The sequence below is a fragment of the Sphingomonas sp. PvP056 genome (genome assembly GCF_040549155.1).
In the GTDB taxonomy this organism is placed as follows: Bacteria; Pseudomonadota; Alphaproteobacteria; order Sphingomonadales; family Sphingomonadaceae; genus Sphingomonas.
The window spans coordinates 234,216-251,221 of record NZ_JBEPST010000001.1 but is presented as its reverse complement, the minus strand read 5'-3'; the positions used below and the strand labels follow the sequence as shown (position 1 = coordinate 251,221).

At 66.3% G+C, this 17,006-nt stretch carries 14 protein-coding genes; 8 read left to right on the top strand and 6 right to left on the bottom strand.

What is annotated here, in order from left to right:
* Positions 1–10: 10 nt before the first annotated feature.
* On the top strand, positions 11–1,147 hold the full coding sequence (locus tag ABIC17_RS01260) for a GNAT family N-acetyltransferase (protein ID WP_354278848.1): 1,137 nt from the start codon (positions 11–13) through the stop codon (positions 1,145–1,147).
* 15 nt (positions 1,148–1,162) lie between these two features.
* On the opposite strand, the gene ABIC17_RS01255 is transcribed toward ABIC17_RS01260, so the two are convergent.
* From ABIC17_RS01255 to ABIC17_RS01235, 5 genes are all read right to left on the bottom strand, one after another.
* Positions 1,163–2,779 (bottom strand): hypothetical protein, encoded by a 1,617-nt coding sequence (locus tag ABIC17_RS01255; RefSeq protein ID WP_354278847.1) that lies wholly within the window; start codon positions 2,777–2,779, stop codon positions 1,163–1,165.
* A gap of 89 nt (positions 2,780–2,868) precedes the next feature.
* Positions 2,869–3,591, bottom strand: coding sequence for an acetoacetyl-CoA reductase (gene phbB / locus ABIC17_RS01250; protein ID WP_354278846.1), 723 nt, complete (start codon positions 3,589–3,591; stop codon positions 2,869–2,871).
* A gap of 39 nt (positions 3,592–3,630) precedes the next feature.
* Positions 3,631–4,644 carry a ferrochelatase gene (gene hemH, locus ABIC17_RS01245; protein WP_354278845.1) on the bottom strand — a complete coding sequence of 338 codons (1,014 nt, stop codon included), beginning with the start codon at positions 4,642–4,644 and terminating at the stop codon, positions 3,631–3,633.
* On the bottom strand, positions 4,644–6,899 hold the full coding sequence (locus tag ABIC17_RS01240; protein WP_354278844.1) for a xanthine dehydrogenase family protein molybdopterin-binding subunit: 2,256 nt from the start codon (positions 6,897–6,899) through the stop codon (positions 4,644–4,646). The genes hemH and ABIC17_RS01240 overlap by 1 nt, the downstream gene beginning before the upstream one ends.
* Before the next feature lie 258 nt (positions 6,900–7,157).
* Entirely contained in the window at positions 7,158–8,876 is a 1,719-nt protein-coding gene (locus ABIC17_RS01235; protein WP_354278843.1) for a class I adenylate-forming enzyme family protein, read from the bottom strand.
* 78 nt (positions 8,877–8,954) lie between these two features.
* Between ABIC17_RS01235 and lgt the strand changes: the two genes are divergently transcribed.
* From lgt to ABIC17_RS01205, 6 genes are all read left to right on the top strand, one after another.
* On the top strand, positions 8,955–9,863 hold the full coding sequence (gene lgt, locus ABIC17_RS01230; RefSeq protein WP_354278842.1) for a prolipoprotein diacylglyceryl transferase: 909 nt from the start codon (positions 8,955–8,957) through the stop codon (positions 9,861–9,863).
* A 104-nt stretch (positions 9,864–9,967) separates the two neighbouring features.
* Entirely contained in the window at positions 9,968–11,029 is a 1,062-nt protein-coding gene (locus tag ABIC17_RS01225) for a class I SAM-dependent methyltransferase (RefSeq protein WP_354278841.1), read from the top strand.
* A complete protein-coding gene (locus ABIC17_RS01220; protein WP_354278840.1) occupies positions 11,026–11,535 on the top strand; it encodes a GNAT family N-acetyltransferase in 510 nt (169 codons plus the stop codon). The genes ABIC17_RS01225 and ABIC17_RS01220 overlap by 4 nt, the downstream gene beginning before the upstream one ends.
* Positions 11,532–12,311, top strand: a complete 780-nt coding sequence (pgeF, locus tag ABIC17_RS01215; RefSeq protein WP_354278839.1) for a peptidoglycan editing factor PgeF — start codon at positions 11,532–11,534, stop codon at positions 12,309–12,311. The genes ABIC17_RS01220 and pgeF overlap by 4 nt, the downstream gene beginning before the upstream one ends.
* 405 nt (positions 12,312–12,716) lie before the next feature.
* Positions 12,717–14,066, top strand: coding sequence for a cystathionine gamma-synthase family protein (locus ABIC17_RS01210; protein ID WP_354278838.1), 1,350 nt, complete (start codon positions 12,717–12,719; stop codon positions 14,064–14,066).
* A 73-nt stretch (positions 14,067–14,139) separates the two neighbouring features.
* A complete protein-coding gene (locus tag ABIC17_RS01205) occupies positions 14,140–14,538 on the top strand; it encodes a DUF2147 domain-containing protein (RefSeq protein WP_354278837.1) in 399 nt (132 codons plus the stop codon).
* Between the two features lie 16 nt (positions 14,539–14,554).
* Here the strand turns inward: ABIC17_RS01205 and nadB are convergent, their stop codons facing one another.
* Positions 14,555–16,141 (bottom strand): L-aspartate oxidase, encoded by a 1,587-nt coding sequence (gene nadB, locus ABIC17_RS01200; protein WP_354278836.1) that lies wholly within the window; start codon positions 16,139–16,141, stop codon positions 14,555–14,557.
* Positions 16,142–16,349: 208 nt separating this feature from the next.
* Between nadB and ABIC17_RS01195 the strand changes: the two genes are divergently transcribed.
* Positions 16,350–16,979, top strand: a complete 630-nt coding sequence (locus ABIC17_RS01195; RefSeq protein ID WP_354278835.1) for a LysE family translocator — start codon at positions 16,350–16,352, stop codon at positions 16,977–16,979.
* Positions 16,980–17,006 lie beyond the last annotated feature (27 nt).

Here is a 17,006-nt window from a genome sequence, read left to right as displayed (position 1 = left end):
GCTTGAGGCGGTGAACACCACCGCCGTCACCGCCCGCATCGCCGACGGCATCGCCGCCATTCCCGCGGCCGACTGGGATGCCTGCGCGGGCATCACAAATCCGTTCGTCGGCCATGCCTTCCTGTCGATCCTTGAAGCCTCCGGCAGCGCGACTGCGCGCGCCGGATGGCAGCCGATCCCGATCATCGTCGACGACGCCGACGGCCACCCTGCCGCGATCGCCCCGGCCTATGCCAAGAGTCACAGCCAGGGCGAATATGTCTTCGACCATGCCTGGGCGGACGCGTGGGAGCGCGCCGGGGGCAGCTATTACCCGAAGCTACAGATCGCAGTGCCCTTCTCGCCCGTTCCCGGGCCGCGGCTGCTGCTGCGCGATCCGGCGCAGGCACCCGCGCTGATCGCGGCGATTGAGGCGGTCACCGACCAGCACCAACTGTCCTCCGCGCACGCGACCTTCGTCTCACCCGAGCAACTGCCGGCGTTCGAGGCGGCGGGGTGGTTGCTGCGCGAGGGGACGCAATTCCACTGGCAGAATGACGGCTATGCCCGGTTCGACGATTTCTTCGACGCGCTCGCCAGCCGCAAGCGCAAGGCGATCCGCAAGGAACGTGCCGCCGCGGTCGAGGGGCTGACGATCCGCCACGTCACCGGCGCGGACATCAGCGAAGCCGATTGGGACGCGTTCTGGCGCTTCTACCAGGACACGGGCGCGCGCAAATGGGGCCAGCCGTATCTGACTCGGCGCTTCTTCACGCTGCTCGGGCAAGCGATGGCGGACAAGGTGCTGCTGATCTTCGCCGAGCGCGACGGTCGCCCGATCGCGGGGGCGCTCAACCTGATCGGGGAAGAAACGCTCTACGGTCGCTATTGGGGCTGTACCGAGGAGGTGCCGTTCCTCCATTTCGAGCTCTGCTATTACCAGGCGATCGACGCCGCGATCGCGCGCGGATTGCGGACGGTCGAGGCGGGCGCGCAAGGGGAACACAAGCTCGCGCGCGGCTATGTCCCCGTGCCGACCTGGTCCGCGCATTACATTCCCGACCGCAACTTCCGCCGCGCGATCGCGGACTTCCTCGCGCGCGAACGCGAGTCGGTCGAGGCGGATCAGGAGTATCTCGGCGAACTGACCCCGTTCCGCCGCGGCTGACTCAGAACGCGGGGCTCAGAACGGGGCGGGCATCGGGCGCGAACGCAGGCGGAGCGACTCGTCGCTGACCTTGATCCCGGGTGCTCCGTGATCGACGCGGAACAGCACGCTCGTCCCGTCGCGCCAGATCGGCACCAGCCCTTCGTTGAAGCGCTGGTCATAGGGCGGCGGGCGAATCAACCAGACGTAATCGAACGCATCGCGTGGGAATCGCGCCATCGCCATGTTGATCGGGCGCCACCATTCGCGCGGGCATTGCACGCTCGTCACGATCTGCGACGGATCGTGCGCGAAGCGGCGCGCGGGCAGATAGCGCGTGGTCAGCAACTGCGCGCCCGCCATCGACCATTGGTCGTTGGTATAAGCGAGCCGCCGCTCCAGCGCGATCGCGGGGAGATGCTCGAGCCGGCTCATCACCCACGGATTCCCGCATTGCTCGCCGACGAACGAGATCAGCCGCGCGCCGATCGGGACGCGGTCGAGCGCCTTCAGTTCGCGGTCGTAATCGTTGGCGAACATCCAGAAGCTGACCGTCGTCGCGCCGGTCCGCGCGAGCACGAAGGCAAGCCCCAAGGCAGCCAAGGTTGCACTGCCGCGCATCGACAGGCCGGGCTTGGGACGGAGCGCGATTACCGCAACCCCCAGCATGAACGGCGCAAGCCGCATGTCGGCATAAGCCGAACCGAACACGATGCGCGGCAGCAAAATGTAGACGAGCAGCAGAAAGAGAGCCGATAACAACAGATTACGCGAATACTGGATGCTCGGGTCGCGAATGCCCTTGAACAGGATCAGCAGCACGACCGCCATCGACGCGATGTCGAAGGTCATCCAGCGATCCTTGAACGTCATCGTCAGCCAGCGCAGCTTGGCGCGCCAGTCGAACCAGTCCGCGGTCTGCCCGGTGACATGGTCACCGCTACGCCACACCACCATCGCAACCAGCGGCAGCGCGAGTGGAAGGCAGCCAAGTCCAGCGTAAAACACCGCCTTTACCCAGCTTTTTACGCCACGTTCACCGCGCGTGTCGTGCTGGCGGATCAGTTCGCCCGAGAAGGCCAAGACACCGAGCACACCCCAGCCGAACGTGTGACACACCCACAAGGCGCAGGAAAACGGCACGAAGATCGCCGTGCGCAACCGCAACCGCCCGAGCCGCCCGAGCCTGAGCCACAACGCATAAGCGTTGAGCGCGATCGCCATCGACAGTGCGAAGTTCACGAAGCCGAACTGGATCGGATAGCTGTAGGCAATCGGGAGCGCGAACAAGGCGGTCGGCGGGATCCGCCCGTGGACTTCGCGCGCGATCCACAGATAGCCCGTCACGATCAGCAACGGGATCATCATGACAATCAGCTTGACCGCGAGTTCGAGCCCGAACAGCTTGGACAAGGGGATGACGAGGATGTCGATCCCGAGATTGCCGATCAACTGCCAGCTGAAATTGTACCAGTTTCCGAGCCACGGATGGTCGCCGATCGAGAGCTGAACGCGGTAGCGGCCCATGTGCCCGGGCAGATCGACCAGCGGCGCAATTTCCGGACGCAGCAACGGGATCAGCGCGACGAGCGCCATCACGGCCACGAACGTGCGCGTCTGCCACCAGTGAAGCGGTCCGGTATCCCCCTGCATCCCGGGCCCTTACCGCGCCCGTCCGGGTCGAGACAAGCCGCGTTCGTCGCGGTTGCCCCGGTCCTTGGCCGTAGTCGAATGCCGTGGCATCAATACATGTGCTGCCCGCCGTTGATGCTCAGCGTCGATCCGGTGACGAAACCGCCCTCTTCCGAACACAGGAACGCCACGCCGCGCGCGATTTCGCTCGCTTGCCCGAGCCGGCCGACCGGGATTTTGGCGACGATCTTCTCGAGCACATCGGCGGGGACCGCGGCAACCATGTCGGTGTCGATATAGCCCGGCGCGATTGCGTTGACCGTCACCCCGGCGCGGGCACCTTCCTGTGCGAGCGCCTTGGTAAAGCCGTGGATGCCCGATTTGGCGGCGGCATAATTGACCTGGCCATATTGCCCGGCCTGCCCGTTGATCGACCCGATGTTGACGATCCGCCCCCATTTGCGGTCACGCATCTCCGGGAACACGCCCTTCGCCATGTTGAAGCAACCGCCCAGATTGGTGTCGATCACCTCTTTCCACGCCTGGTAGCTGAGCTTCATGATCGTGCCGTCGCGCGTGATGCCCGCGTTGTTGACGAGCACGTCGATCGGCCCGAGCTGCTCGGCGACCTGCGCGCAGCCCGCCTGGCATGCGTCGTAATCCGACACGTCCCATTTGAACGCCGCGATCCCCGTGCGTTCGGTGAAGGCACGCGCGCGATCGTCATTCCCCGCATAATTGGCGGCGACGGTCATCCCGGCATCTTTCAATGCGAGGCTGATAGCCTCGCCGATACCGCGGGTGCCGCCGGTTACGATCGCGACGCGTGCCATGCATACTCTCCTGGTGGATCTTTTAGTCCCACGCCCTTGCTATGCCGGGTTGGCCCAGCCTTCAAGTTCGCGTGAGAGTAAAGTGCGCAACATTTTGATACCGATATCACCGGCGTTAAGGCACGGAATATAGGCAAAATGCGTACCGCCCTTCTCCTCGAAGCTCTCGCGTCCGCGGATCGCGAGTTCTTCGAGCGTTTCCAGGCAGTCCGCCGAAAAGCCCGGCGCGAAAATCGCGACCTTCTTCACACCCTTCGCGGGTAGCTCCTCAAGCGTCATGTCGGTCGCGGGTTCGAGCCATTTGGCCGGGCCGAAGCGCGACTGGAACGACACGATCAGCGGCTTGCCGAGCCGTTCGCCGAGCAACCGCCCGGTTTTCTGGCAATGGCAATGATAGGGGTCGCCGAGTTCCAGCGTGCGCTTGGGCATGCCGTGGAAACTGGCGATCAGCGCGTCGGGCTCGAAATCGAGTGCCGCGACGCCCGCTTCGATCGATTGCGCGAGCGCCTCGATATAGGCGGGCTCGTCATGATAGGGCGGGAGCGTGCGCAGCGCCGGCTGCCAGCGCATCTTTGCCAGTTCGGCAAACGCCTTGTCATTGGCGGTCGCGGTCGTCGCGGCGCAATATTGTGGATAGAGCGGCGCGATCAAAATGCGGTCGCAGCCTGCGTCCTTCATCGCCTGCAGCCGATCACCGATCGCGGGCTTGCCGTAGCGCATCGCCCAGTCGACCATCACGTTCGGCCCGAATGCGCCCTGGAGCGCGTTGCTCTGCGCCTTGGTGATCGCGGCGAGCGGCGAGCCGTCCTCGGTCCACACCATCGAATAGGCATGCGCCGACTTCTTGGGGCGGGTATTGAGGATGATCCCGCGCAGGATCGGCTGCCACAGCAACGGCGGGATCTCGACCACACGCCGATCCGACAGGAATTCGCCGAGATAGCGTTTGACCGAGCGGACGTCGGACCCGTCGGGCGTGCCGAGATTGGTCAGCAACACGCCGATCCGGCGTGGCTTTACCGGCGGATGACCGGCGGGGAGAACAGCTTGCATCACTTGGATCCCGGAACGAGCGGCAGACCGCGCAGACGATAGCCCGTAGCGGCTTGCAGCGCATTGGCAATCGCAGGCGCAACCGGCGGGACCGCGAGTTCGCTGACGCCGCCCGGATCGGCCTCGCTGGAGATGAGTTCGACCGTGATGTCGGGCGTATCCGCGAGCCGCGGCAGACCGAGTGCCCCCAGCCGGCGCGCATCGGGCATTCCGCGCGTGATGCCGATCGAGTCGCCGATCGCCGCGGCCATGCCGAACAGCAATCCGCCCTCGATCTGCTGGCGCACCAGATCGGGGTTGATCTGCCGCCCGCAATCAACCGCGGCGACGATCCGGTCGACGCTGACCGCGCCGCCCTCCCCGACATGTGCTTCGACCAGCACCGCGATATGGCTGCCGCGGAAGCTATGGCAGGCGATCCCCTGCCCGCTCCCGGCGATCCCGCCTTCCCAGCCGCCGAGCGACGCCGCGGTCGACAGGCAGCGCGCAAGCCGCGGATTGCCGCCGAGCATCCCGATCCGGAACGACAGCGCCTCGGTCCCGCTGAGATGCGCGAGCTCGTCGAGGAAACATTCGGTGAAGAAGGCGGTGTAGCTGTGCGCGCCCGAGCGCCAATGCCCGGTCGGTACGCCGATATCGGCGGGGTGATGGTCGATCGCATAAGCGGGTATGCGATAGGGGGGTGCGGCACCCGCCACCGCATAGCGGTCTCCAGCGGGCGCAAGCGCCTGGGTGGCGCGGAACCCCGCGTCGTGCGCGAACAGACGGGCGACGATCTCCTGCCCAGTCGCGGGCGCAGCGATCCGTGCGCGCCAGCCGAGGATCCGGCCATCGGGACCGAGCCGCGCCGCCATCCGTGCCATCGCGGGCGGGCGGAAGCGATCATGAAGCAAATCCTCAACGCGCGACCAGGTGAGTTGCACCGGACGCTTGAGCATCACCGCGAGCACCGCCGCCTGCTCCGCGCAAAGGTGATAGAGGTTCGCGCCGAACGATCCGCCGATCAGCATCGGATGGATGATGACCTTTTCGGCGGCGAGCCCGGTTGCCGCCGCTGCCGCATCTCGAGCCATCGCGGGGGCGAGCGTCGGCAGCCACAGTTCGAGCCGTCCGTTGGTAAAGCGCGCGGTAGCACTCATCGTCTCGATCGCGGCGTGGGCGGCGAGGCTGGCGCGATAGTCGGCGGTGATCGGGCGGGCGTCCTTGAGCACCGCCTCCACGTCGCCGACCGTTTCGATCCGCTTGCCCGGCGCATCGAGCGCGGCGCGGAGCGCGGCGTCGATCGTCGCGCTGGTGACGACGGTCCCGCGCGTCTCGAACCGCGGGGCGAGCGCGTCGAGCGCACGGTTGGCGGCCCACCAATTGTTGCCGATCGCCGCGACCCAGCGATCGTTGGTGACGACCTGCAGCACGCCTGGAATGCGGTCGGCCGCGGCACGATCGACCCGCAGCAGTTTCGACTCGCCGATCGGCCCCTGCCGGATGCTTGCAAAGACCATGTCGGGCAACCGCACGTCGCCCGCGAAATTGGCCGAGCCATCGACCTTGGACGGCGCATCGAGCCGCGGCAGCGACTGGCCAGACAGGCGGCTGTCATCCTGGTTGATCCGCATCGGCAGCGCATCGGGGAGTGTCCCGCTGGCGGCTTCGGCGGCGAGGTCGGCAAAACGGAGCCGGTCGGTGCCGTGGACGACGAAACCCGCCTTGGTATCGCACGCCTGCCAGTCGACGCCCCAGCGCGCGGCGGCGACCTTGCACAACAGCACGCGCGCGGCGGCGCCCGCCTGGCGCAGATCGTCCTCGAAGCCGCGGACCGAACTCGACCCGGCGGTGAGCATCATCCCGATCCGCACCGCATGCGCATCGCGCCAGCGCGCCGCGAGCGTGGTGGTGGTGGTCTCGAACAGCTCGTTCGCGCCGAGCGGATTGGCGTAGAGCGAGTTGAGCGGCGCGGGCTCGACCGCGACGGTGCGCCAGTCCGCGCCGAGCTCGTCCGCGACGATCTGCGGCAGGGCTGTGTAGACACCCTGGCCATGCTCGGCCTGCGGCACAGCGACCGTGACGTGCCCGTCGTCGCCGATCTTGATCCACGCGCCGAAGACGGTCTCGCCCTTGTCTGCAGTGAGGTTGGGGAGATAGCGCCGCGGCCACACCGCCCACGCCAGCACCAGGCCGACGCCCGCGCCGCCACCGATCAGCAACCCGCGGCGGGTGACTCCGCCGGACGATTGGGACGGGGGAAGACGGTTGCGCATCGCGGTTGCTGTATCGTGCCGATCCGACGGGGGAAAGCGCGCGGCGCACGGGGCGGGGGTTGCGGCGTCGTTGCCCCCTCCCGTCATCCCCGCGCAGGCGCGAGTTCTGCAAACCGTCCGTCATCCTGAACTCGTTTCAGGATCCAGCCCTCCACGAGTTCGGACTATGCCTGTTGCGCGGTGGATGCTGGAACAAGTTCAGCATGACGGCAGCTTTTGGAGCGAGGGGTGACCATCACGCCCCCGCACCGTTTCGCGTTATGCCACCACTCCCGTCTGCGCCCCGGCCTGCTCCCCCTCCACCAGCGCCCGATAGGTCGTACGCAAACTGACCTTGTCGATCTTCTCGGTCCCCAGCCGCGGCAACGGCGAATCGACGATCCAGATCCGTTGCGGCACCTTGAACGCGGCGACGTGCGCGAACAGGAAGGCGCTCAGTTCGTCGGTACTGACGCGCGAATCCGCGCGCACCTGGACGACTGCGCCCGGGACTTCGCCCAGGCGTTCGTCGGGCAGGCCGAACACCGCCGCCTCCGCCACCGCGGGATGCTGGTAGATCGCCGCCTCGACTTCCTGACACGAGATGTTCTCGCCGCCGCGGATGATGATGTCCTTCTTGCGATCGACGATGAACAGATAGCCGTCCGCGTCGAGATAGCCGACGTCGCCGGTCAGGAAATAACGGTCGGCGGTGAAGGCGGCGGCGGTCGCATCGGGGCGGCCATAATATTCGCGGAAGTTGCAGATCGAGCGAATGCCGACCTCACCGCGCTGCCCCTGCGCAACCGGCCGCCCGAAATCGTCGAGGATCGCCAGGTCGACTAGCGGCGCGGACGGACGCCCGGTGGAGTTGGGCTTGTCGAGATAATTGTCGCGAAAGTTGCCGCACCCGATCCCGTTGGTCTCGGTCAGGCCGTAGCCGAGCAACGGCTTTGGCCCGCCCATCTCGTCCGCGATCCGGCGGACATGCTCGACCGGGCGCGGGGCACCGCCCGCTGCAAAATCGGTAACGCTCGACAGGTCGTAGTCGGCGCGGTTGGGGTGCGTCAGGATCTCGAAACTCATCAGCGGGACACCGACGAAATAGGTGACATGCTCGGCCGCGATCAACCGCATTGCCTCCTCGGCGTCCCATTTGGGCATCAGCACCAGTTTGCGCCCCATCGCGAAGCTCTGGAGGAACACCGGAACTTCCGCCGTGACGTGGAACAGCGGCACGTTGAGCAGAGTCGCGGGCTGGCCGTCGGGTGGGCTGCCGTCCTGCGTCGCGATGCTGAGCATCATCAGCGCCTGTGCCAGATAATTGTACACGCCCTGCGTCACCGCGCGATGATCACTGATCGCGCCCTTCGACTGGCCAGTCGAGCCCGAGGTGAAGAGGATCGTCGCGGGGTCCGTCGGGCTGACGACGGGCAGCTCGACCGCCGCGGGATCCAGCCCGGCGAGCGCCTGCTTGAGCGGCAGACTGTCGTTGATCGTGACCGTGGGAACGCTGAGCGCGCCGATCGCGCACATGCGGCGGCCGCGCGCGGGATCGGCGAAGACGAGGCTGCATTCGACATCCGCCATCGCGGCGCCAAGCTCCTCGGCCTGCCACCAGCCATTGAGCAGCGTTGCCACGCCCCCCGCCATCACGATCCCCATGTACAGCACGATCCACGAAGGCGAGTTGCGCATCGCGATACCGACACGCTTGCCAGGAACAATGCGATACCGTGCGACCAGCGCCTGCGCGACGCACTGCGCGGCGGCATGGACCTGCGCGAAGGTCAGCCGTTCCTCGCCCGCGACGAGAAAGATCTTGTCGGCGTGTTCGGCACAGTAATGTGCAAAATAGGGAGGCAGTGTCTGGGGCACACCGGTAATGATCGGCAGCTCCTGCCCATCCACCGAAACGCGCCCCACCGCCAACGGCCCCTCCGGTCCGGTCAACGCAGCAAGGGTCGCATCCATGCGGCCGTCCAATATGCTCGGCATCTCATCCTCCGTTATGTCTTGTCGCTTGGTCTTGTCGCCAGACGCCAGTATGGAGGCGCAAATCCCGGGGGAAAAGCCTTGATCCTGACTGCCGCCCTGCCCCTGCTCGCCGATGCGACGAATGCCGCCACCGCCGCCGTATCGGGCGGTCACCTGCGGTTCGAGGACCTGCATCTAGACCCGGTCGCGCTCGACCTGGGGTTCTTCCAGATCAAATGGTATTCGCTGGCGTATATCACCGGGATTCTGGTCGGCTGGTGGTATCTGCTCAAGCTGATCGCGCAGCCCGGCAGCCCGATGGCGCGGCGGCATGTCGACGATCTGGTGTTCTATGCGACGCTCGGGATCATCCTCGGTGGGCGGCTCGGCTATGCCATCTTCTATTCGCCCGACATGCTGCTCAGCCCGTGGCGGCTGATCCGGCTGTGGGACGGGGGCATGTCGTTCCACGGCGGGATGATCGGCACGTCGATCGGGATCATCCTGTTCGCGCGCAAGGAAAAGTTCGATTGGCTGCGGATCCACGATTATCTGGCGTGCGCGGTGCCGTTCGGGCTGTTCTTCGGGCGGATGGCGAACTTCATCAACGGCGAGCTGTGGGGCAAGCCGTCCAACGTCACCTGGGCGATCATCTTCCCGCGTACCGGCAATGATGTGCCACGCCATCCGAGCCAGCTGTACGAGGCGGGGCTTGAAGGGATCGCGCTGTTTGCGATCCTGTGGTTCGCCTTCTGGCGGACCAAGGCGCGCTACGAACCGGGCAAGCTCGTCGGGCTGTTCCTGCTTGGCTATGGCCTCGCGCGCTTCACGGTCGAGTTCTTCCGCGAACCCGATTCGCAGTTCAGCGGCACTTTCTTTGCGACGACGATCCACATGGGGCAGCTGCTGACGCTGCCGATGATCATCGGCGGGCTGTACCTGATCGCGACCGCAAAGGGCCGTCGCCAGCGCGTCGTGCCGATCGCGGGGGATGTGAGCGTCGCCTGACGCCTCCGACATCCCCGCCTGCGTGGGGATGACGAGCATGGGAGGGTCGTCCCCCCTCCACCACGCTTGCGGCCCGCGCCGTAGCGAGGCATGGCGCGCCGACGATGACCGACGATACCCCGAATACCCCCGAAGCCCCGCTCGCCGACCGGCTCGCCCGCGCGATCACGCTCGCCGGGCCGATCTCGATCGCGCAGTTCATGGCGGCGGCGAACCAGCATTATTATGCGACGCGCGATCCGCTCGGCGTGGGTGGCGACTTCACCACATCGCCCGAAATCAGCCAGATGTACGGAGAGCTGATCGGGCTGTGGAGCGCCGACCTATGGGATCGCGCCGGACGCCCGGCGGCGGCGTGGGTCGAGCTCGGCCCGGGGCGAGGCACCCTCACGCAGGACGCGCTGCGCGCAAGCGGCAAGGCGGGGTTCGCGCCGCCGGTGCATTTCGTCGAGACCAGCCCCGTACTCCGCGCCGCGCAAGCCGAGCGTGTGCCCAGCGCGGATTGGCATGATTCGATCGACACGCTGCCGACCGACCGGCCGCTGATCGTCATCGCCAACGAATTCTTCGATGCGCTCCCGATCCGTCAGCTCGTCAAGGGCGCGGGCGGCTGGTTCGAGCGCCTGGTCGCGTGCCAGGACACGCTGTTCCTCCCGATTGCGGGCAAGCAGGTGCCCGAAGGCGTCATTCCGGAAGCGCTCCGCGACACCGCCAATGGCGCGGTGATCGAAACCTCGCCGGCGAGCGTCGCGATCCTGCGCGGTCTTGCGCAGCGGATCGTCGCACAAGGCGGCGCGCTGCTGATCGTCGATTACGGTTATAACGGCCCCGCGATCGGCGATACGCTGCAGGCGGTGCGTGGCCACGCCTTCGCCAATCCGTTCGATGCGCCCGGCGAGCAGGACCTGACCGCGCATGTCGACTTCGGCACGCTCGGCGCGGCGGCGCTGGTCGAGGGCGCTCGCGTCGAAGGCCCGATCGACCAGGGCGCGTTCCTGACCGCGCTCGGGATCGACGCCCGCGCGACCGCGCTGGCGAAGGCATCGCCAGAGCGGGCGGACGGCATCGCCGCGGACAAGGCGCGACTGACCGAAGCGATGGGGACGCTATTCCAGGTCCTCGCGGTCAGCGCACCCGACTGGCCCGAACCGGCGGGGTTCGCATGATCCAGTATCGCGACGCTCGCACGATCGATGGTCCTGCGCTGGCCGCGATGGCGCGGGAATCGTTCACCGAGACGTTCGGCACGCTGTACGATCCGAAGGATCTCGGCGCGTTCCTCGACGAGGCGTTCGGCCCCAACGGACTGCCATCGCAACTGTCCGACCCCGATTTCGCGATCCGGCTCGCGCTCGACGACGGCAAGATCGTCGGCTTCGTCAAGATGGGCCCGGTCACCTTCCCTGGCGAATGGCGCCCGGATGCGATCGAACTGTATCAATTCTATGTGCTGAGCCCGTGGCATGGCACCGGCGTCGCGCAGGAAATGATGGCGTGGGCGCTCGACCATGCGCGCAGCCACGGCGCGCGCGAGGTGATCCTTAGCGTCTATGTCGACAACCATCGCGCGCATCGTTTCTACGAACGCTATGGTTTCCGCGACATCGGGCGGATCGCGTTTCGCGTGGGCACAACGGTCGACGACGACAATCTGATGCGGCTGGTGTTGTGAACGACGTTCCAGTGATCCGAGCGAGAACGCTGGTAGGCGTCGCACACGGCTTCCTCGGGCGCGAGGGCGGCGTGTCGACCGGGATCCACGCCGGGCTCAACGTCGGAACTGGGTCGGACGACGATACAGTCGTGGTCGCCGAGAACCGCGCACGCGCGACCACAGCAGTGCTGCCGGGCGCGAAGCTTGTGACGCTGTATCAGGTGCATTCGGGCGACTGTATCACGGTGACCGCCCCGTTCGACGCCGATCGGCCACGCGCGGATGCGCTGGTGACCGATCGTCCGGGCCTCGCGCTTGGCATCCTGACCGCGGATTGCGCCCCCGTTCTGTTCGCCGATGTCGAAGCAGGCGTGGTCGGCGCGGCGCATGCGGGGTGGAAGGGCGCGATCGGGGGCGTGACTGATTCGACGATCCTCGCGATGGAATCGCTCGGTGCGCGCCGCGACCGAATTGCTGCTGCGATCGGCCCGTGCATCGCGCGTGCCAGCTACGAAGTGGACGATGCCTTCGCGCAGCGTTTCGAGCAGGACGACCCTGCCAACGAACGCTTTTTCGCGCCCGCCCGTGCAGGGCATCATCAGTTCGACCTGGAGGCCTATGTCGTCCAGCGGATCGCCAGCGCGGGCGTGACGCGGATCGCCGCGCTTGGGCTCGATACCTATGCCGACGAAACGCGTTTCTTCAGCTTCCGTCGCGCGACGCATCGCGGCGAGCCCGGCTATGGGCGGCAGATTGCATTGATCGGTCTTGGCGCGGAGGCAAACCGCGGCTGATGGGGAGGACGACTTTCTCCACCCGTGCGTTTCGAGCGTCGTCGAGAGAAGGTCGAGGAAACGGGGCGCAATCGCCCGCAATCTTCTGTCTCTCTACTGGGCCCCGGCCTGCGCCGGGGAAGCGCAAGGGAGACGCGGCCGCGCTTGCCAGAACTGCTTCCCCGGCGAAGGCCGGAGCCCAGCAGCGAAGGTGGAGGAAAACGAGGCGCAATCGCCTGCAATCTTCTGTCTCTCTCCTGGGCCCCGGCCTGCGCGGGGGAAGCGCAAACGCGGCGAGCCCGAGTTCGACTTCGCTCGAAACGAACGGATTACAGGGTGGAATCCCGTCACGGACGCGTGGCATGGTATCAAATGACACTATCCCGCGTTACGGAAGAGCATAATTCAGTAAGGCAGGATGTTTTCATGGCGCAGACCCCCATCACCCCGACCGACGCGATCGGCGAGGACGAAGCCGACCTGACCGGCGTTGCCCCGCGTACCAAGCCCAAGCCCTCGGTCGAAAAGATCGGGGATCGCAAGCTCAAGCCGTCGACGCTGATGATGGGCCACGGCTATGATCCGATGCTGTCGGAAGGGTCGCTGAAGCCCCCGATCTTCGCGACCTCGACCTACGTGTTCCCGAACGCCGCCGCGGGCAAGCGCCATTTCGAAGGCGTGACCGGCAAGCGCCCCGGCGGATCGCAGGGCCTCGTCTATTCGCGCTTCAACGGCCCGAACCAGGAAATTCTGGAGGATCGTCTTGGCGTGTGGGAAGAAGCGGAGGACGCGCTTGTCTTCTCGAGCGGCATGTCGGCGATCGCAACGCTATTCCTGTCGATGGTCAAGCCCGGCGACACGATCGTGCATTCCGGCCCGCTCTATGCCGCGACCGAGACGCTGATCGCGCGCATCCTGGGGCGCTTTGGGGTGAACTGGCTCGATTTCCCGGCGGGTGCGACCCGCGAGGAAATCGACGCAGTGATGACCAAGGCCGCCACCGGTAACGTCGCCTTGATCTATCTCGAAAGCCCCGCCAACCCGACCAACGCGCTGGTCGACATCCAGGCCGTCGCGGCGAGCCGCGATGCGATCTTCACCGGCGACACCAAGCCGCCGATCGCGATCGACAACACGTTCCTGGGGCCGTTGTGGCTCAAGCCGCTCGAGCATGGCGCGGACATCGTCGTCTACTCGCTTACCAAATATGCCGGCGGGCATAGCGATCTGGTCGCGGGCGGCGTGCTTGGTTCGAAGGAGCACATCAACACGATCCGACTGATGCGCAACACGATCGGCACGATCTGCGACCCCAACACGGCATGGATGCTGATGCGCAGCCTCGAGACGCTCGAACTGCGCATGAGCCGTGCGGGTGAGAATGCGGTCAAGGTCTGCGGCTTCCTGCGCAGCCATCCCAAGGTCGAACGCGTCGGCTATCTCGGCTTCCTGGCGGATTCGCCGGGGATGGAGCGTCAGGCCGATATCTATGCGCGGCATTGCACTGGCGCGGGCTCGACCTTCTCGCTGATCGTCAAGGGCGGCGAGAAGGAAGCATTCGCCTTCCTCGACGCGCTCAAGATCGCCAAGCTCGCGGTCAGCCTCGGCGGGACCGAGACGCTCGCGTCGCACCCTGCGGCGATGACGCATCTGTCGGTGTCGGACGAACGCAAGCAGGCGCTGGGGATCACCGACAATCTCGTCCGCATCTCGATCGGGGTCGAGGATCCGGACGATCTGATCGCGGATTTCGCCCAGGCACTCGATTCGATCTGACGCGTTGTTCAGCCATTACTCAGGCGGGTGCGGATGACCGCATCCGCCTGATCTTGGTGGAAGGCCAACCGACATGCGACCTATTCTGATGGCAGCGGCGACGATCGCCGCGCTTCTCCCGATCGCGGCGAGCGCCGCCGCGCCCAAGGGCGTATGGACCAACCCGCGCAAGACCGTGCGCGTCCAGTTCCAGCCGTGCGGGGATGCGATTTGCGGCAAGGTGATCGCGGCGACCCCGCAAGCAGAAGCCGACGCGCAACGTGGCGGCGGCGCGCCGCTGGTCGGTGCGATGCTGTTCCAGGACTTCCGCCAGAACGAGACGGGCCTGTGGAACGGCTCGGTGCTGGTCCCCGATCTGGGACAGACGATCACGGGGACGATCCGGCAGGTTGATGCGAATACGCTAGTCGGCGAAGGCTGCGTCTTCGCCAACATCGGGTGCCGTACGCAGACTTGGACGCGCGTGAAATAACGCCCGATCTGGCGCGCTATGGCACCAGGATCGTGTCGCGCGCCTCGGGCAGCATCTCGGGATAATCGAGCGTGTAGTGCAGCCCGCGGGATTCCTTGCGTGCCAGCGCCGAGCGTACGATCAGTTCCGCGGTCTGGAGCAGGTTGCGCAGTTCGATCAGGTCGGGCGTGACGCGGAAGTGGCCGTAATAGTCGTTGACCTCCTCGGTCAGCATCCGGATCCGGTTCTGCGCGCGCTGGAGCCGCTTGGTCGTGCGCACGATCCCCACGTAATTCCACATGAAGCGGCGGATTTCGGTCCAGTTCTGCTTGATGACGACCTCTTCGTCCGAATCCTCGACCCGGCTTTCATCCCAGGCGCGGATTGGCGGGGGCACTGGAAGCTCGTCCCAATGGTCGCTGATATGCTGCGCACACGCCTCGCCGAACACGAAGCATTCGAGCAGCGAGTTGGACGCGAGCCGGTTCGCCCCGTGTAGCCCGCTCTCGCTGCATTCGCCCGCTGCATAGAGACCGGGCAAGTCGGTGCGCCCGTCAAGATCGACGACGATGCCGCCGCACGTATAATGCTGCGCCGGGACGACCGGAATCGGGTCGGTCGTCATGTCGATCCCGAGCCCGAGCAGCTTCTCGTGGATGTTGGGGAAATGCTCGCGGATGAAGTCCGGCCCCTTGTGGCTGATATCGAGGTGGACGTAATCGAGCCCGAGCCGCTTGATCTCATGATCGATCGCGCGCGCGACGACGTCGCGCGGCGCGAGTTCGGCGCGGGGGTCGAAATCGGGCATGAAGCGATAGCCGTTTTCCGGAAGCAGCAATTGCCCGCCCTCACCGCGCACCGCTTCGGTGATCAGGAAATTCTTGACGTCGAGATTGTAGAGGCAGGTCGGGTGGAACTGCATCATCTCCATGTTGGAGACGCGGCACCCCGCGCGCCACGCCATCGCGATCCCATCCCCGGTCGCACCACGCGGCGCGGTCGAGAACAGATAGGTCCGCCCCGCGCCGCCGGTGGCGAGGATCGTCGCGCGCGCGGTATGAAGCTCGACCCGCCCGGTCGCGCGGTTGACCGCATAGACACCCCACACGTTGCCCGCGCCCGAATAGCGTTCCTCGTGCCGGCTGGTCGCAAGGTCGATCGCGACCATGTCGGGGACGAGCGTGATATTGGGGTGTTCGGTCGCGGCGCGCTGCAGCGCTTCCTGGACCGCCCAGCCGGTCGCATCGGCGACATGGACGATCCGGCGATGCGAATGCCCGCCCTCGCGCGTCAGGTGCAGCCCGCCGCCATTGTCGGCGGTTTCGGTCGCGAAGGGTACGCCCAGCTCGACCAGCCGCGCGATCGCGGCGGGGGCGCGTTCGACCACCATCTCGACCGTCGCGCGATCGTTGAGCCCTGCGCCCGCGATCATCGTGTCCTCGACATGGCTTTCGAACGTGTCGCCCGCTTCGTGCACCGCGGCGATCCCGCCCTGTGCCCAGGCGGTCGATCCTTCGTTGAGCTGTCCTTTGGCGAGCACGGTGACCTTGAAGCGATCCGCCAGATTGAGCGCGGCGGTCAGTCCGGCCGCGCCGGATCCGATGATGAGGACGTCGGACTGCATCGCTTCTCCACTTCCTGCCCCGGCCATTGCCGTGGCGGACCGGCGTCACCCGCCTGTTGGACGTGCTGGTATCGTGGTTTGACCGCCTTGCCTAGCAGGGCGCGCGGCACCGCGCCGATACCGTTGCGCGCCGGGTCGGTCGATTGGATTTGCTACGGTACCGCCTGCCGTATAGCTGCGAAATTACCTTTGGCCGTGGCGAATGACGATGACCCTTCACACCTGGTGGCTGTTCACCGGCGCGGTTTTCCTGCTGTGCGGGACGCCGGGGCCGAACATGCTCCACATCCTGTCGCGCAGCGTCGAACTGGGGATGAAGCGCAGCGTCGCCGCGATGGCGGGGTGCCTGCTTGCGCTGGTGCTGGTGCTGACCGCGTCGGCGGCGGGGGTCACGACGGTGCTGCTCGCGGTCCCGGGGGCGTTCGATGTGCTGCGCTATGCGGGGGTGGCGTATCTGCTCTACCTCGGCGTCAAGGCGTGGCGCAGCAACGTGACTCCGATCGACGTCAGCGACGGCGAATTGCCCCGCACGCTATCGCTTCGCGCGCTGTTCCGCGGCGGGTTCGCGATCGGGATCAGCAATCCCAAGCTGATCCTGTTTGCCGCCGCCTTCTTCCCGCAATTCGTTGATCCCGCTTTCCCCAAGCCGCCACAATTCGCGATCCTCGTCGCGACCTTCGCGGTGCTGGAGAGCTTCTGGTACGGGGTCTATGCGCTCGGCGGGCGGTCGTTGGCGGGGTATCTCGAGCGGCCGGCGGTCAAGCGGCTGTTCAACCGCGTGACGGGGGTGATCTTCATCGGCTTCGGACTGGCGCTGCTGCGGACGCGGCATTCGTGACCGGCGTGCGCAGCCCCCGCTGACCGC

What these genes read in the sequence shown, in the direction of transcription:
- ABIC17_RS01255 (WP_354278847.1), bottom strand. Translation starts at nt 2,779, where the DNA reads ATGCAGGGGGATACCGGACCGCTTCACTGGTGGCAGACGCGCACGTTC.
- phbB (WP_354278846.1), bottom strand. Translation starts at nt 3,591, where the DNA reads ATGGCACGCGTCGCGATCGTAACCGGCGGCACCCGCGGTATCGGCGAG.
- hemH (WP_354278845.1), bottom strand. Translation starts at nt 4,644, where the DNA reads ATGCAAGCTGTTCTCCCCGCCGGTCATCCGCCGGTAAAGCCACGCCGG.
- ABIC17_RS01240 (WP_354278844.1), bottom strand. Translation starts at nt 6,899, where the DNA reads ATGCGCAACCGTCTTCCCCCGTCCCAATCGTCCGGCGGAGTCACCCGC.
- ABIC17_RS01235 (WP_354278843.1), bottom strand. Translation starts at nt 8,876, where the DNA reads ATGCCGAGCATATTGGACGGCCGCATGGATGCGACCCTTGCTGCGTTG.
- ABIC17_RS01225 (WP_354278841.1), top strand. Translation starts at nt 9,968, where the DNA reads ATGACCGACGATACCCCGAATACCCCCGAAGCCCCGCTCGCCGACCGG.
- ABIC17_RS01220 (WP_354278840.1), top strand. Translation starts at nt 11,026, where the DNA reads ATGATCCAGTATCGCGACGCTCGCACGATCGATGGTCCTGCGCTGGCC.
- ABIC17_RS01210 (WP_354278838.1), top strand. Translation starts at nt 12,717, where the DNA reads ATGGCGCAGACCCCCATCACCCCGACCGACGCGATCGGCGAGGACGAA.
- ABIC17_RS01205 (WP_354278837.1), top strand. Translation starts at nt 14,140, where the DNA reads ATGCGACCTATTCTGATGGCAGCGGCGACGATCGCCGCGCTTCTCCCG.
- nadB (WP_354278836.1), bottom strand. Translation starts at nt 16,141, where the DNA reads ATGCAGTCCGACGTCCTCATCATCGGATCCGGCGCGGCCGGACTGACC.
- ABIC17_RS01195 (WP_354278835.1), top strand. Translation starts at nt 16,350, where the DNA reads ATGACCCTTCACACCTGGTGGCTGTTCACCGGCGCGGTTTTCCTGCTG.